This is a genomic window from Rhodobacter sp. JA431, assembly GCF_900217725.1.
GTDB lineage: Bacteria > Pseudomonadota > Alphaproteobacteria > Rhodobacterales > Rhodobacteraceae > Rhodobacter > Rhodobacter aestuarii.
Map to the genome: position 1 here is coordinate 1 of NZ_OBMP01000006.1, position 15,348 is coordinate 15,348.

The 15,348-nt window shown below is 61.6% G+C and carries 13 protein-coding genes and 1 tRNA gene; 12 read left to right on the forward strand and 2 right to left on the reverse strand.

Translation table 11 applies throughout. The features are described 5' to 3' along the window. From CRO18_RS12605 to CRO18_RS12645, 9 genes are all read left to right on the forward strand, one after another. A partial coding sequence (locus CRO18_RS12605; RefSeq protein WP_102026115.1) for an aspartate aminotransferase family protein occupies window positions 1–1,302 on the forward strand: 1,302 nt, incomplete at its 5' end. 58 nt (window positions 1,303–1,360) lie between these two features. After that, on the forward strand, window positions 1,361–1,816 hold the full coding sequence (locus CRO18_RS12610) for a hypothetical protein (RefSeq protein ID WP_097082397.1): 456 nt from the start codon (window positions 1,361–1,363) through the stop codon (window positions 1,814–1,816). Window positions 1,817–2,185: 369 nt separating this feature from the next. After that, window positions 2,186–3,565, forward strand: a complete 1,380-nt coding sequence (locus tag CRO18_RS12615) for a helix-turn-helix domain-containing protein (protein WP_097082398.1) — start codon at window positions 2,186–2,188, stop codon at window positions 3,563–3,565. Window positions 3,566–3,630: 65 nt separating this feature from the next. Then, window positions 3,631–4,020: a response regulator gene (locus CRO18_RS12620; protein ID WP_076485500.1), complete on the forward strand. Its 390-nt coding sequence runs from the start codon at window positions 3,631–3,633 to the stop codon at window positions 4,018–4,020. A gap of 6 nt (window positions 4,021–4,026) precedes the next feature. Continuing rightward, the gene (locus CRO18_RS12625; protein WP_097082399.1) at window positions 4,027–4,341 is read left to right on the forward strand and encodes a hypothetical protein; all 315 of its coding nucleotides are present in this window, start codon (window positions 4,027–4,029) and stop codon (window positions 4,339–4,341) included. A gap of 3 nt (window positions 4,342–4,344) precedes the next feature. Continuing rightward, complete coding sequence (locus tag CRO18_RS12630; RefSeq protein WP_097082400.1) at window positions 4,345–7,038, forward strand: ATP-binding protein; 2,694 nt, start codon at window positions 4,345–4,347, stop codon at window positions 7,036–7,038. Between the two features lie 115 nt (window positions 7,039–7,153). Continuing rightward, window positions 7,154–8,419, forward strand: a complete 1,266-nt coding sequence (locus CRO18_RS12635; RefSeq protein WP_170952664.1) for a FliM/FliN family flagellar motor switch protein — start codon at window positions 7,154–7,156, stop codon at window positions 8,417–8,419. Between the two features lie 88 nt (window positions 8,420–8,507). Further along, entirely contained in the window at window positions 8,508–8,843 is a 336-nt protein-coding gene (locus tag CRO18_RS12640) for a TraR/DksA family transcriptional regulator (RefSeq protein ID WP_076485496.1), read from the forward strand. Between the two features lie 98 nt (window positions 8,844–8,941). Next, window positions 8,942–10,930, forward strand: a complete 1,989-nt coding sequence (locus CRO18_RS12645) for an enoyl-CoA hydratase-related protein (RefSeq protein ID WP_097082402.1) — start codon at window positions 8,942–8,944, stop codon at window positions 10,928–10,930. 8 nt (window positions 10,931–10,938) lie between these two features. On the opposite strand, the gene CRO18_RS12650 is transcribed toward CRO18_RS12645, so the two are convergent. Further along, entirely contained in the window at window positions 10,939–11,154 is a 216-nt protein-coding gene (locus CRO18_RS12650; protein ID WP_076485494.1) for a hypothetical protein, read from the reverse strand. 142 nt (window positions 11,155–11,296) lie between these two features. Between CRO18_RS12650 and CRO18_RS12655 the strand changes: the two genes are divergently transcribed. Next, entirely contained in the window at window positions 11,297–11,545 is a 249-nt protein-coding gene (locus CRO18_RS12655) for a DUF2312 domain-containing protein (protein WP_076485493.1), read from the forward strand. Window positions 11,546–11,736: 191 nt separating this feature from the next. Here the strand turns inward: CRO18_RS12655 and CRO18_RS12660 are convergent, their stop codons facing one another. Then, window positions 11,737–12,624: a hypothetical protein gene (locus tag CRO18_RS12660; protein WP_097082403.1), complete on the reverse strand. Its 888-nt coding sequence runs from the start codon at window positions 12,622–12,624 to the stop codon at window positions 11,737–11,739. Between the two features lie 115 nt (window positions 12,625–12,739). On the opposite strand from CRO18_RS12660, the gene CRO18_RS12665 reads away from it, so the two are divergent. Both CRO18_RS12665 and CRO18_RS12670 read left to right on the forward strand, forming a co-directional pair. Further along, a tRNA-Thr gene (locus CRO18_RS12665) sits at window positions 12,740–12,815 on the forward strand. 545 nt (window positions 12,816–13,360) lie between these two features. Continuing rightward, window positions 13,361–15,289, forward strand: coding sequence for a methyl-accepting chemotaxis protein (locus CRO18_RS12670; RefSeq protein ID WP_170952665.1), 1,929 nt, complete (start codon window positions 13,361–13,363; stop codon window positions 15,287–15,289). Window positions 15,290–15,348: the final 59 nt, after the last annotated feature.

Here is a 15,348-nt window from a genome sequence, read left to right on the forward strand (position 1 = left end):
AATGATTTGAACGCATTCTGGATGCCCTTTACCGCCAACCGCCAATTTAAAAAGGCGCCGCGGATGTTTGTGGGTGCCAAAGACATGCATTACACCACCGCCGAAGGCCGCCAGGTGCTCGATGGCACGGCGGGGCTGTGGTGCTGCAACGCGGGCCATTGCCGTCCGAAGATCTCGGAAGCGATCGCGAAACAGGCGGCCGAGCTTGACTATGCGCCCGCCTTCCAGATGGGCCATCCGGCGGCCTTTGAACTGGCCAACCGGATCATCGATATCGCGCCCGAGGGGATGGAACATGTGTTCTTCACCAACTCCGGTTCGGAATCGGTCGAAACCGCGCTGAAACTGGCGATTGCCTACCATCGCGCGCGCGGCGAAGGCGCCCGTACCAGGCTGATTGGCCGCGAGCGCGGCTATCATGGCGTGAACTTTGGCGGCATTTCGGTCGGCGGCATTGTCACCAACCGCAAGATGTTTGGCAGCCTGCTCAATGGGGTGGACCACCTGCCGCATACGCATTTGCCGGGCCAAAATGCCTTTTCGAAAGGCCAGCCGGAGCATGGCGCGAACCTCGCCGATGAGTTGGAGCGGATCGTCGCGCTGCATGGCGCGGAGACCATCGCCGCGGTGATTGTGGAGCCGATGGCGGGCTCGACGGGCGTACTCTTGCCGCCCAAGGGCTATCTCGAAAAACTCCGCGCGATCACCAAAAAGCACGGCATCTTGCTGATCTTTGACGAGGTGATCACCGGCTATGGCCGTTTGGGCGCGCCCTTTGCCGCGCAACATTACGGCGTGACGCCGGACCTGATGACCACCGCCAAGGGCCTGACCAACGGCGTTATCCCGATGGGAGCGGTGCTCACTTCGGCCGAGGTGCATGATGCCTTCATGCAAGGGCCCGAGCATATGATCGAACTCTTCCACGGCTACACCTATTCGGGCAACCCGGTGGCGGCGGCGGCGGGCCTTGCGACGCTTGAGACCTATAAAGAAGAGGGCCTGTTCGAGCGCGCGGCGGAGCTTGCGCCTTACTGGCAAGAGGCGCTGCATTCGCTCAAAGGCACCCGCCATGTGATCGACATCCGCAACGAAGGGCTTATTGGCGCGGTGGAGCTGGAACCGATCGCGGGCGAGCCGACGAAGCGCGCCTTTAGCGCCTTCCTCAAAGCCTATGAGAAAGGCATCTTGATCCGCACCACCGGCGACATCATCGCCATGTCGCCGCCGCTGATCATCGAAAAAACCCATATCGATACCCTCATCGGCACCCTCAAAGACGTCCTCGAAACACTCGAGTAACGGCGCGCCTTAACCAAAGCTTGATCCTTCGCGGCCATTGTGGTCGCGGAGGACTTTCATGGCCCGCGTCAAACGCCCCACTTTCAAACGTCGGATCAACCCCGATGAAGAGCTGTCACCGCGCGTCATCTGGGGCGGTGGCGCGGTTTTGCTGATCGTTGTGGCGGCACTTTTCTGGAGCGTTTGGAAAAGCCAATTCGCCGCGCCGGCGAGCTACCTCTTTGACACGCCCACCCTTGGCGCCGAGGCGGGCTATTGCCTGAGCGTAGCACAGATGATCGTGCCCTCGGGCGCACCGATTGGCAGCTACTTTGATGAAGCCGCGCAATTCTGGGTCAAACGGCTGCGCGATCTGGATGAAGACATGGGCAAAGCCATCGCCAAAGGCCGTGCCAAACTCGCCATCGACAAACAGGCCGCGCGCGAGAAAAGCGATGTCTGGTTTCAATACGCCATGGATCAATGCTCGCTCAAAGCCCTGAACTACGGGGCGCATTTCCGATCTTTCGACTAGGGCAATCGCGCCTTGACGGCGGTCACATCGGATGGCAGGTTTCCGAACTAGACTGTTCACCACACCCGCTTTGGCGGGTGTTGCTATATCCGCTACGCCTTTCACGCGCGCTCCATTCACCTCGGCCTTTCATCCCGGCCAGCGCGCAACCGCGCACCAGGTTCCTGCCAATGTCCACCCCGTGATCCGGGCGGGCCTCAAATTTGCGCCGCAAGCGCAACCGAAATACCCCTGTTGACTGTCACGGCGCAGGGGTAGGCCCGCGCGCCGGGGTGCCCCCCCTGGCCGCGGGCCGTTTCTATTTTCACCGTCTTTGTAAAGTGCTTTTGTTCGCGGGGCTTTGGCCGTAAATTCCTTGCAGGAGGAGAGATGGCTCGTTCTGCGCTAACCGGCACAAGGATCCGCGAGCGTCGCTTGGCGCTCAAGCTGCGGCAGGCCGAATTGGCCCGCGCGGTGGGGATTTCGGCAGCCTATCTCAACTTGATCGAACACAACCGCCGCCGCGTCTCTGACACGCTGTTGGAGGCTTTTGCCTCGGCACTGGGCGTCGCCTCTGTGGCGCTGTCAGAGGGCGCGGAATCTGCGCTTTTCGAAGCGCTCCGAGAGGCTGCGGCCGGCAGCGCAATGCCCGTTGCAGGCGCATCAAGCGACCCGCTCGACCCCGGTGAATTGGAACGGATCGAGGAGTTTGTGGGCCGCTTTCCGGCTTGGGCGCGGGTGCTCGCCGCGCGGCAAGAGCGGGTGGCGGCGCTTGAGCGCGTGGTCGAGACCTATTCCGAACGCATGGCGCAAGACCCGTTTTTGCTTGATGGCCTGCATGAGGTGCTTTCCGCCGTGACCTCGCTGCGCTCAAGCGCGGCGATTTTGGTGGAAACGCCTGATATCGAGCCAGAGTGGCACGCAAGGTTCTTGGAAACGATTGCACAAGAAAGCCTGCGGCTTTCGGGCGCCGCCGAAGGTTTGGTCGAATATCTTGATGAGATGGAGGCTGAGGAAACCGGCCCCGCGTCACCGCAGGAACAGCTTGAGGCGTGGCTTACCACCCGCAACTGGCATATTGCGGAATTTGAGCGCCCCGATCCGCCCGACCCGGAGGAGATTATCGCGGCCACGCCGGAGCTTGCGGCTTCGGCAGCCAAGGAATTGGCGCGGGCACATCTGGTACAGGCTTTGGCCGATACGCGCGCGCTGCCGCTCAAACCCTTTTTGGCGGCGCTCGGGGAAACCGGGCCCGCGCCGGGGCAATTGGCCGCGCGCTTTGGGGCTCCGATGGCGCGGGTGTTTCGCCGCCTCGCCACGCTTCCCGAGGGGGTGCCGGGCGTGCCGCCGATTGGGCTGGTCGTTTGTGATGGCTCGGGCGCGCTGACCCTGCGCCGCCCCCTGCCCGGCTTCACCTTGCCCCGCGCCACGGCGGCTTGCGCGCTTTGGCCGCTATACGAAGCACTTTCGCGCCCGATGCAACCGTTGCGGATGCCTGTGGATATGGCCGGGCGGCTGCCGCAGCGGTTCATGACCTATGCCTTTGCCGCCCCACGCGTGACCGGCACAGCCGAAAGCCAAGGCTTTGATGGCGCTGCCTTTGATGGGGCTGGCTTTGAAGGCCCTGTCTTGATGGAAGCGATGATGCTGATCCTGCCCGCACCGCTTGGCGCCACCGAAACGGCGCGACCTGTGGGGACATCTTGCCGGGTGTGCCCGCGTGCCGCCTGCCCCGGCCGCAGAGAACCCTCGCTCGTGGCGCTGCGCTGAACCGTTGCAGCGTTTGACAGCACCGGGCCAAGCGTGGATAGATTGATCCCGGGGGAGGCGTAACGATGACAGAAAAGCGCGTGCTTGTGGTGGAGGATGAGCCGAACATCGCCGAGGCGATCCGGTTTATTCTATCGCGCGCGGGCTGGGCCGTAACGGTTGAGCCCTCTGGCGCGCGGGCGATGGTGCAAATTGCCGAATGGCGACCAAGCGCCGTGATCCTTGATCTGATGCTGCCGGGCCGCTCGGGGCTCGATATTCTGGCCGAATTGCGCGCCGATGCGGGTCTGGCCACTACCCCGGTTTTGATGCTGAGTGCGCGCGGTCAGGGCCGCGACCGAGAGGCCGCCGCCGCTGCGGGGGCCACCGCCTTTCTGGCCAAGCCCTTCGCCAATGCCGATCTGCTCAGCGCCCTTGAAGAGATTGCCGTGCCTTTGCCCGCGCAAGGGGCGTAAGCGCGAATGCCGCGTAAATCGACGCCCCTGTTTTTGGCGCGCCGCTCTTATCGTCGGCGGCGGATGATGGATGCCGCGCGTCTGCTGCCGCTCTTTGGGGTTGTTCTCTTCACCCTGCCCGCCCTTTGGCGCCCCGATGCGGGCGCGCATCCCGACACGGCGCGCGGGCTGATTTATCTTTTCACCGTCTGGGCGCTGTTGGTGGCGCTGGCGGCGGCGCTGGCGCGGGGCCTTGCGCCCGCTTTGGATGCCGAAGAAGAGGCCGAAGGCAGCCTCCCCAGCTTGCCCGGCACGACGGCCCCCAAAGACGGGGATCTCTAACCAATGCCCTTCAATATTCTTGTCGCGGTTTCCTTGGTTTATGTGCTGTTCCTGTTTCTGGTGGCCTTTGTGGCGGAACGGCGCGCGGCCCGTGGGCGGCTGCATTTTCTCTACAGCCCTTGGGTCTACACGCTCTCGCTCTCGATCTATTGCACAGCGTGGACCTTTTACGGCGCGGTGGGCTCTGCGGCGCGTTCCGGGCTGGAGTTCCTGACGATCTACCTTGGGCCCACACTCGTTTTTACCGGCTGGTGGTGGGTGCTGCGCAAACTGGTGCGGATTGGCCGCGCGCAGCGTGTCACCTCAATTGCGGATTTAATTTCAAGCCGTTATGGAAAGTCAAACCTTCTGGGCGTGATCGTGACGCTGATGTCGGTTGCCGCGGCCACGCCCTATATCGCGCTGCAACTCCAATCGGTGACGCTGAGTTTTGGCGTTTTTGCCGCCGATACACCAGAGTTCTGGGCGCTGCCCAACCAATCCGCCACCGCGCTATGGATCGCGGGCGGGCTTGCGCTTTTCACCATTCTGTTCGGCACCCGCAATTTGGATGCAAACGAGCGCCACCATGGCGTTGTCACCGCCATTGCGCTTGAAGCGGTGATGAAGCTGGTGGCACTTTTGGCTGTGGGGATCTGGGTTGTCTGGGGGCTGGCCGATGGCGTGGGCGATATCTTGGCCAGGATCGACGCTTCCGCCTTGGCGGATTGGCAATTGCAGCCGGGGCGTTTTGCCGGGCTAACCTTTGTCTCTGCCGCGGCCGTGCTCACCTTGCCGCGTATGTTTCAGGTGCTCGTCGTCGAAAACACCGATGAGCGCCACCTTGTCACCGCAAGCTGGGCTTTTCCGGGCTATCTGCTGTTGATGAGCCTTTTCGTGGTGCCCATCGCCGTTGTGGGGCTTGAAACGGCGGCCCCCGGCGCGAACCCGGATTTGTTTGTTCTGTCGCTCCCACTTTCGCAAGGGCAAGGTGGGCTTGCGCTCTTGGCGTTTTTGGGCGGCTTTTCCTCGGCCACCTCGATGGTGATTGTGGCAGCAATTGCGCTGTCTACCATGGTATCGAACCACATCGTCACGCCACTTTGGCTGGCGCTTGCGCGCGGGCCGGCGGAGCGCGGCGACGTGCGCGGCTTGGTGCTGACCAGTCGGCGGCTTTCCATCGGCGCGGTTCTGGCGATGGGCTATGGCTACTACCAACTTTCGGGCGGCTCAGAGGCTTTGGCGGCGATTGGCCTGATTGCCTTTGTGGGCGCGGCCCAAGTGCTGCCCGCGCTCATTGGCGGCATCTTCTGGCGCGGCGCCACCCATACCGGCGCAGCGGCGGGTATGGTGATTGGCTTTGCCATTTGGCTTTACGCGCTTTTTCTGCCCTCGGTAGGCGAAGGCGGGCTGATCTCTGCCAGCCTGATGGAAGATGGCCCCTTTGGCCTTACTTGGCTGCGGCCCCAGGCGTTGTTCGGCATCGACGGGCTCGATCCGTTTTTGCACGCGATGCTGTGGAGCCTTTTGCTCAACACGCTCGCCTTTTTGACGCTTTCCATGATCTCCTTCCCCGGCCCGGTGGAACGGCTGCAAGGCGTCGCCTTCGTCAATGTGTTTGAGGGGCGCGAGGGGGCCAAGGGTTGGTCGCGCGGGCAGGCCGAAGCCGAAGATCTGCTTTCGATGGCGCAGCGCATTCTTGGCGCGCAGGAGGCGCAGCTTTTCTTTCAGGCGCAGGCCGCGGCGCAGGGCAAGCGCGGCTTTCTACCCGACCCGACACCCGATTTTCTGGCCGCGTTGGAGCGACAATTGGCGGGCTCTGTCGGCGCGGCCACGGCGCATGCGATGATTTCGCAACTGATTGGCGGGGCAGCGGTCAGCGTGCAAGACCTGATCGCGGTTGCCAATGAAGCGCAAGAAATCAAAGAATATTCCGCCCAGCTAGAGGCGCAATCCAAAGAGCTTGCCCGCACCGCCCGCGCGCTTCGCGAAGCGAATGAAAAGCTTACCTCGCTTTCGGTGCAAAAAGACGCCTTCCTTGGCCAGATCAGCCATGAATTGCGCACCCCCATGACCTCGATCCGGGCGTTTTCCGAGATTTTGATGGAGCCCGATCTGCCCGAGGGCATGCGCGCGCAATATGCCGAGATCATCCATGAAGAGGCGCGCCGCCTGACCCGGCTTTTGGATGATCTGATCGACCTTGCCGTGCTCGAAAACCGTAAGGTCAACCTCAATATCTCGGTCGCCAATCTGCATGATCTGATCAACCGCGCGGTGCAATCGGCCTCCTCCACCCGGCCCGAACGCGATTTCCGCTATGAGCGCGATTTCCCCACCGAGCATATGCCGGTTTTCACCGATACCGACAGGCTGGTGCAGGTCTTCATCAACCTGATTTCCAACGCGCGGAAATACTGCGATGCTGAGCGTGCGGTGCTGCGGATTGAAGTGAAACGCAGCAAAAACCGGGTGCAGATCGACTTCATCGACAATGGGGGCGGCATCCCGAAAGCGCAGCAGCAGCTTATTTTTGAGAAATTCGCCCGCCTGACCGATACGCAAAAGGCCGGTGGCGCGGGGCTGGGGCTGGCGATTTGCCGCGAGATCATGGCCAATCTGGGCGGCTCGATCGACTATCTGCCAGGCCAAGGTGGGGCCGCTTTTCGCATGACCTTACCGCTTCGGCGGCGTGAGGGTGAGGTCGAACCCGTCTAAGGCGCATACCGGAAGGCTTGGAAAAGAGTGAAGAATTCCTGATCTCGTCAACCATTTGTAAACCTTGATCTGCGAATGATTGATCCAAGGCATGGGAAATGGGCGGCACGAAGGAATGACGGACGAACAGGTTCACACGGCGATGCGACGCAAGGCAGAAGCGGGACGCCCCGCCTCTGACGGCTCTCCGCTGACGGCGGAACGGGCGATCACGCAAGCCGTTTCCAAAGTTGCGCAGGATATGTTTGCCCTTCCTGTTCAAACCCTTAGCATCAAAGAAAGCCGCCGCACCTTGGCCGATCTGCCCGAGGCGCTGGAACCTTTATCGCTGATTGCGATCATCGAAGGCCCGGATGAAGGGCTTGGCATTATCGCGCTGCCGCCCGAAACGCTCTCGGTGCTGATCGAGGTGCAGACGATGGGCAACCTTGCGAAAACGGCGCCGCCTGCACGCAAACCCACCCGCATTGATGCCTCGATGGTGGTTGAATATCTCGACGCGGTGCTCTCGCTCATTGAAGAAAGCCTTGTTGAAACCGAGGCCGTGGTCTGGGCCGGGGGCTTTCGTTATGCCTCTTATCTTGATGATCCGCGTCCGCTCGGGCTTTTGCTCGAAGATATGGGCTATCGGATGTGGCAATTGGAACTGGGCTTTGGCGCGGGAGCCGAACGCACAGGCAAATTGCTTTGGGCCGTGCCGGTCAATGGCCGCGGCCAAAACTTGCGCCGTATGCCCGGCGCGACGGAGGGTGAAGCCGGTGGCCAAAAGACCCCCGCGCAGGAAGAGGCCGAATGGCACGCGCGGATGGAAAACTCGGTTCTTAGCGCCACAGCAACAATCGATTCCGTTTTGCACCGCGTGACCCTGCCGCTGTCGCAAATCATGCAATTGCGCCCCGGCGTCAGCCTGCCGATCCCGGAAGATGCACTGGAAAACCTTACCCTTGAGGGGGTCGGGCGGCGGCGGTTGGCCTCTGCACGGCTTGGCCAGCATCGCGGCATGCGCGCGGTGCGGATCAGCGAAGAAGAAGCCTCGGTGGTGGAACTTGAAACCGGTGCCCCCAAGGTGCGTCGGGTCGTGCCGCAGCCCTTTGAATCCGGCGAAAGCCCCTTTGCCGGTATGGAGATGAACAGCGGCATGCCCGGTCCGCTCGACCGGATCGACAGCCCCGCTTATGACCCGCAACCGGGCGCCGAAGGGCTTGGCGGCTTTGGCAATCTTGATGAAGCCTCTGGCCTTGGCGGTCTTGGGGATCTGGGCGGCCTTGATGGGTTTGACCAGCCTGAGGGCGATTTGGGGGGCCTTGGCGGCTTGGGCGGTCTTGGCGGGTTGAACGACGAAGAAGATTTGCCGCCGCTGAAAATCGGCAATCTCGGCTAAGCGCCACCGCCTCTGCGCGCGAAATTGACGTGCATCAAGGCTTTTTTTGCGGCGCGGGTGTTGGATAGTCCGATCATAGGAGGCGCGCATGACACCCGCCATCAAATCCGACGAGACCCGCCGCGCGGAGCTTTTAGCCCGCAAAAACCAGCTTGAAACCCGCATCGACCAAATCTCGGGTGAGTTTGAGGAACATGACTCCAAGGACTGGGAGGAAATGGCCACCGAACGCGAAGGCGATGAAGTGCTGGAAGACCTTGGCGCCGCCGCACAAAACGAGCTGCGGATGATTGAGGCGGCGCTCACGCGCATGGAGTCGGACGACTATGGCTATTGCGTCATTTGTGGCGAACGGATCCCAGAGGAACGGTTGGATTTGATCCCGGCGACACCATTTTGTGCCGAGCACGCCGCGCGGCACTGAACATCTGCCCCTAAAGCCCTGCATTTTGGACGTTTTCAACGACTTGCTCTTGCAGGTCGCGCCCCTACCCGCGTAAGTTGCATGAAAACGGAGGGGGCATGGCAAGACGCGTGGGCGTGCAGCGACGAGAGGGCGTGGCGCTGATCACGCTGGGCGGGTCTGCCGAGGATCCAAGCGCCGGTTTTGACCTTCCGCTGCGCCGCGCTTTTGATGCCGCCCTGAGCGAGGCCTTGGCCACGCCAGACCTGAAGGCCCTTGTGCTGCGGGCGGGTCCAAATGGCTGGCCGCAAGCGGCTGATCCCTTTGCCGATTACGCCCCCGAGGCGCCCAGCCTTGCCGATCTTGCCACGCGCATTGCCGCGGCCCCCGTGCCCGTGGTGATCGTGCTTTCTGGGATGATCACGGGGGGCACTTTGGCGCTAAGTCTTGCTGCGGGCTTGCGGCTTGCCCATGCCAATGCGCGGTTTTTCTGCCCAGAGCCCGGGTTAGGGTTGATCCCCGCCGCAGGCGCGCTGGTGCGTTTGGTGCGCCGCGCGGGCGGGGCGGCAGCGCTTGATGCCGTGCTGGCCCCTGCGCCGCTTGATGCCCAGTCCGCCATGCATTTGGGCCTATGCGATGCCGTTGCCTCCGAAGGCACGATTGAGACCGCCGCGCTCAGCGAGGCCTTGCGCGTGGCGGAGGGCGGCGCGCCCTTCACCCCGCCCGATGCCGCCTTGGCCGATGCCGGCGCAGCGCTTGATGCGCTGCTGCAAGCCCGCGCGCGCCATGCGCAAGGCCCCCATGCATCGCTTTTGCCACAGCTGACCGAATTGGCCGAGGCGGCCTTGCTGTTGCCGCTTGAGGCCGCGCTCGATGTAGAAGCCGTTTTGATGGCAGATCTGCTTTCGCGCGAAGACAGCGCCGCGCTGCGCCATCTTAGCCGCGCACGCCGTATCGCTCTGCAACTGGGGGGGCTTCCCACAGAGATTGCCGTGGCCGAGCCGCGCCGGATTGCGCTTTGGAACCCACCGGAGCGGTTGGTGCGCGCCCTGTTGAGCCGTGGTGTCACGGTGCAAATCGGTGCCAGTCAGCCTGAGCGGTTGGAAGCCACGCTCACCGCCGTTGCCCACGCCCAGCACAAGGCCCTGACAGCAGGCCGGATTGATGCTGCCCGGCGCGATGCCGATTGGGCACGGCTGGAACCCGTCGCAAGCCCTACCGATTTCACGCAATCCGATCTGTTGATTGCCAACCCCACGACGCCCGAAGACCTTGCCGATTTGCGCGCGCGCCCCGCTTCCGCCGGGATCATGGCACTGACCGGGGCCACCCCGGCCCCGGGCGAATTGGGCGTGGATCGCACGCGCGGCCTTGCCGCGATCTGGGCACCCGAACCGGGCCATGACGGGTCCCTCGCCCAGCTTGCCATGGTGCTGCGCACGGATGGCACGCAGGTCATTCATGGGGTGGCACTGCCGCTGCGCCTTGAGGTGGCTTTTATCGCTGCAGCAGAGCGGGCCATTTTGGCAGGGGCAAGCCCGGCGCAGGTGGATCGCGCCTTGACCGAGTGGGGCTTTCCTGAAGGGCCTTGTGCGCGACTGGATGCGCTTGGGCTGAATGCAGTGCAGGCGCGCTTTACCGTCGCCGGGCGGCGGGGACGCGCGCTGATCGCGGCTCTTGTCGACACCGGGCGGTTGGGCAAAGCAAGCGGCGCGGGGATCTATGACTACCCCGATGATGCGCCGCCCCAGCCACGTGTGGGCGAGGAAAACTGGCTGGCGGCCTTACGGCTGGCGGAGGGGATCACCCCACAGGGGCTGACCGATGCAGAGATCGTCGCGCGTGTTTTGGCCGAGCTGGCGGGCGAAGGCGCCGCCGCGCTCGAAACCGGGCGCGCCCATCGTGCCAGCGACATTGACCTTGCCGCAGAAGCTGCGCTTGGCTTTCCGCGCCGACACGGCGGCCCGATGTTCCAAGCAGACCGGATCGGCGCCCTTGCGCTCCGCAAACGGCTGCGCGCGCTTGTGGCCGAGGGATGCCCCCTGCCCTCCCCGCGCCTCGATCGCATGATCCGCGACGGCGAAAAGTTCTTTGAAGACGAAAGCTAAAGCGGCGCTTATTTAAAGGTGATCCCGATCACCACAAGCATCAGCCCAATTGCAGAGACGAACAGCGCCCCAAGGTTCAGCGCCACGATCTGGCGCAACCGATCGCGCAAGCCCGCATCATCAAGCCCTGCGCCCTTTGCCTTGGCCACAAGCGAGGCACAATAGAGAATTCCGACAAGACCCACCAGCGACACGGCCGCTCCGATCCAGATCAGTATTTCCATGGCTTCCTCCACTTTCCCTTGGGCTACACGGATGGCGCAGCAATGGCAAGCGCGGGCTGTGCCAAGTGGCGCGAGCACCCTCAATGCTTGAAGCCCGGCAGGTGCTGCGCTAGGGAGAGGCTCCATCGCCAGCGAGGATCCCATGCCCAACGACGTCTATAACGTGGCCGCCGACGAATTGCGCCAGTTCATCGAGCAGTACGAACACCTCGAAGCCGAGAAGAAAGACATCACCGAGCAACAAAAGGATGTCATGAGCGAGGCCAAGGCCCGCGGTTACGACACCAAGGTGATGAAAAAGATCATTGCCATGCGCAAGCGTGACAAGAACGATCTCGCCGAAGAAGAGGCGATCATGGACATTTACAAAGCCGCGCTTGGAATGATCTGAACGCAACCGCGCGTTTGAAAAGGAACAGGGCTGGGGCATTCCCCTGCCCGTTCCAGCACGAAATGTCGCATATTCAACAGCACTTGGCCGCATGCCGCGCGGTTTTCCGTTCTAAAATGAACGTCTTTCACCGCCAAACGGCCCCGCAATCATCTAAGATGTTGCGTTTGGGCAAAAGAGGCTGGCCGCGCTTACGGGGTGATCAACGTCACCCCCGGCAATTGCGCAATTGCCTCGATGTCTTCGTCATAAGCTGCCCCGATTTCGGCGACAAGCTCATCGGTCCAGCCCGGCAGCGGCAACTCTGCCTCCAGCGCTTCGGGGCGCGCGAATTTATCCAAAAACGCGATCAACACTTTGCGGCGCTGCTCAACCGAAAGCGGCGGATGCTGCGCCACATAAGCGCGCAGGCGCTTCACGCCCTCGGGCTCCATGATCTCTTCGACCAGAGCCATTTCCCCCTCAACCACCACATCATCGGCAATGCCGGACATGGCGCGCAGCACCTCTGGGAAGATCAGCGGCAAATCTTCGTTGCACCACAAAACAAGCTTGGCATCGCAGCGTGCGGCCGCCTCGGCCATGCGCGCGACCACCGGCCCCCAACGCAAGTCAAGCGGGTCTTGCCCGGCCATCATCTCTGTATAATCGCGCCCATTCTGCCGCGCCATCAAGGCGGCAATCAAGACGGCCGGATTGATCAGCCCCAAATGAAACTCAGTCTCTTCTTCTGGGAACAGATTTGCGAGCGGGCCCAGCTTGTCCGCCGCCGAAGGGTAAAAGCCAGAGGCCCCAATCGTCCGGTCCGGCAGCGCTAAGAAATTTTCATAGCTGAACACCAGCCGTTCAACCGGTCCGCTCGCCCCCCGCAGACAGGCGGTGCGCAAGTTTTCTTGCGTTTCTTCATCCGCTGGCCCACCTTTGAGCGCGAGCAGCGCGTCGCGCAGCGCCGTGCGATAGGCACCGGGCGCGGGCGCATGGGCCTGCGCTTGCGCCATTTTTTCGGGGTTGGCGGCCAACGTGCGGATCAAACGCCCCTCGTCGGTCGCATGCGCGCCAAGATGAAAAACCAGTTGCATGATCCTGCTCTCCTCCGGCGGACCATAACCGGGCGGCAGATGTGTGGCAAATCGCTTCTGATCACCCCACCACGCCCCTTGCGCGCCCCTTCGCCCGACGTTATTTCAAGGCAAGGCCGGCGTAGCTCAGTTGGTAGAGCGTCTGATTTGTAATCAGGGGGTCGGGAGTTCGAGTCTCTCCGCCGGCACCATGAAATCCGTTAAGACATTAAAACCCCTCAGCTTTATCGCAAGATGGAGCGAGCGTAGAACATAGTCGCGGACAAAGCAGCGTCGACCCGTTTTGCGAAAGCGGCCCGCGCCGAATAGGCGAGACTGAGTCCGCTTGGCCCGTGCCAGCACGTAATACGCTAAAATCTTCTGTAGTTTGTTGGGGCGTTTTGAGGCGGGCAGGATTGGCGCTGCGCGTCGGTTCCGCCCGTGAACCCCCGCCCGTTCCCCTGCCTTTTTGCGCTCCGAAACGAATGACCTTCAGTCAGATAATGCTGACCCAGGGTCATTTGATAAAGGAAAATACGACCCCAATGCACAAAACTGGACGGTTTCCACGAACAGGTGCGCGTGGCGAACACCGTCGCGTTTGGCGGAGCAGCCCCTCCGGTCAGCTCGACAAAATATTATCTATATCAATAGTTTGAATGCGTTTTTCGAATAGTCCTGACAACCATCCGTTAAGACCCAAGGCATAGACAAAAAGCACCCAAGCTGAGGAACTAACATGCGGTTCATGTCGTCATTGAAGATTGGTGCTCGTATCTATTTCATCGTTTTAGCTTCGATCCTAGCCAGCGCGGCCATTGCCGGCACGATGTATGTTCTGGCCGTCGATAACGTCTATTCCATGCGGGAAAAGAACCTCACGGATGTCGTTGACCTTGCGGTCAGCAAGCTCGATCAGCTCAACACACGCGTAGAAGCGGGAGAAATCAGCCTTGATGCGGCGAAGGCCGAGGCCCGCGATTTCATCAGCACGCTGCGCTACGACAATGGAAACTACCTATTTGCCTTTGACTATGATGCGGTGGTGGTGGCTCATGGCACCAAACCAAGCCGGGTCGGCGCGAACCAGATGGACCTGCAAGACCCGAACGGTGTCTATTTCTACCGCGATATGATCGATGTCGCGCGCACCGATGGCGGCGGCATTGTCATGTATAGCACCGCGCGGGCGGGCACCAATGGCGGCCCCGACACGCTGATTCCCAAAATGAGCTTCAGCCGGAATTTTCCGCAATGGGGCTGGGTCATCGCGACCGGGACTTATATCGAAGATTTGCACGCGGTGATTGCCACATTGCGCAACTCTGCCCTGATCGTGTTCGGAGTGGGCATTTTGCTTTTGTCCTTGCTCAGCGTGGCCATTGCCCGCAGCGTGACGAAGCCGATCCAAGGCCTGAACACCCGCATGCGCGCCATGTCAGATGGCGATATTGCGGCGCCGATCCCGTTCATCGAAAAACGCGATGAAATCGGGGAAATGGCCGCCTCGGTTCAATCCTTCCAGCATGGGCTTCAACGCACCGCCGAATTGGAAGAAGCGAACGCCCGCGCGCGCCGTGAACAAGAAGAGGCACGTTTGCAAGCCGAGGCGGAGCGGGAAGCCCGGCTTGCCCGGGAAGCCGCCATGGAACGCGAAGCTCAAGAACGCGAAGCCCAAGAAGCCGCGGAGCGGGAACACATGCGCGAAGTTGCGGAAGCGGAGCGCACTGCGCATGCCGAACAGCAAAAAGTGGTTGTGGACGCCTTGGGGCAGGCGCTCAAGCACCTGTCACAAGGTGATTTGACAAGCACGATCACCACCCCCTTCTACGGTGCCTATGAGGTGATCCGGACCGACTTCAATGCGGCCGTTGCCAGCCTGCGCGAAGCGCTTTCAACGGTGATTCATAATGCAGGGGCGATCCGTTCTGAGACCTCGCAAATCAGCACCGCCTCGAATGAATTGGCGCATCGCACCGAACGGCAGGCGGCAACGCTGGAAGAAACCGCTGCCGCGATGAATGAATTGGTGGCCTCGGTCAAAGAAGCCTCTAAAAACGCGAGTGAAGCGAATGTCATGTCGAAAGACGCGCGCCAAAACGCCACCAAGGGCAGCGAAATTGCCACCCTTGCGGTAGATGCAATGGATGCTATCCGCGTGTCTTCGGAGGAGATTTCGAAGATTTCGTCAGTGATTGAGGATATCGCCTTCCAAACCAATCTTTTGGCTTTGAACGCAGGTGTCGAAGCCGCGCGCGCGGGCGAAACGGGCCGTGGCTTTGCGGTGGTTGCGACCGAGGTGCGCGCACTCGCACAGCGTTCTTCAGAGGCGGCAGGCGAGATCAATGATTTGATCGAGAAGTCCGGCCAACACGTGGCCACCGGGGTGAAATTTGTCAAAGAAACCGGCGGGGCGCTGTCTTCGATCTTGGCATCTATCAAAGATATCTCGGGACGGGTCGAGGATATTGCAACCTCTGCCGCCGAACAGGCGAGCACATTGGTCGAAATCAATTCGGCCGTCACCGATCTTGATCAAGTGACCCAGCACAATGCGGCCATGTTCGAGGAAACCAACGCCGCCACACATTCGCTGCGCCGCGAAGTGGATGCCCTGTCCGATGCCGTATCAGTGTTCAACTTGGGCACGCCAAAGGCGCAAGCTGCGCGACAAACGGCAGCGTGAGGCAAAACACGAAGTTGCCCGCATCCGGCCCTTCAGATGCGGGCAACCGGTCAAGCATC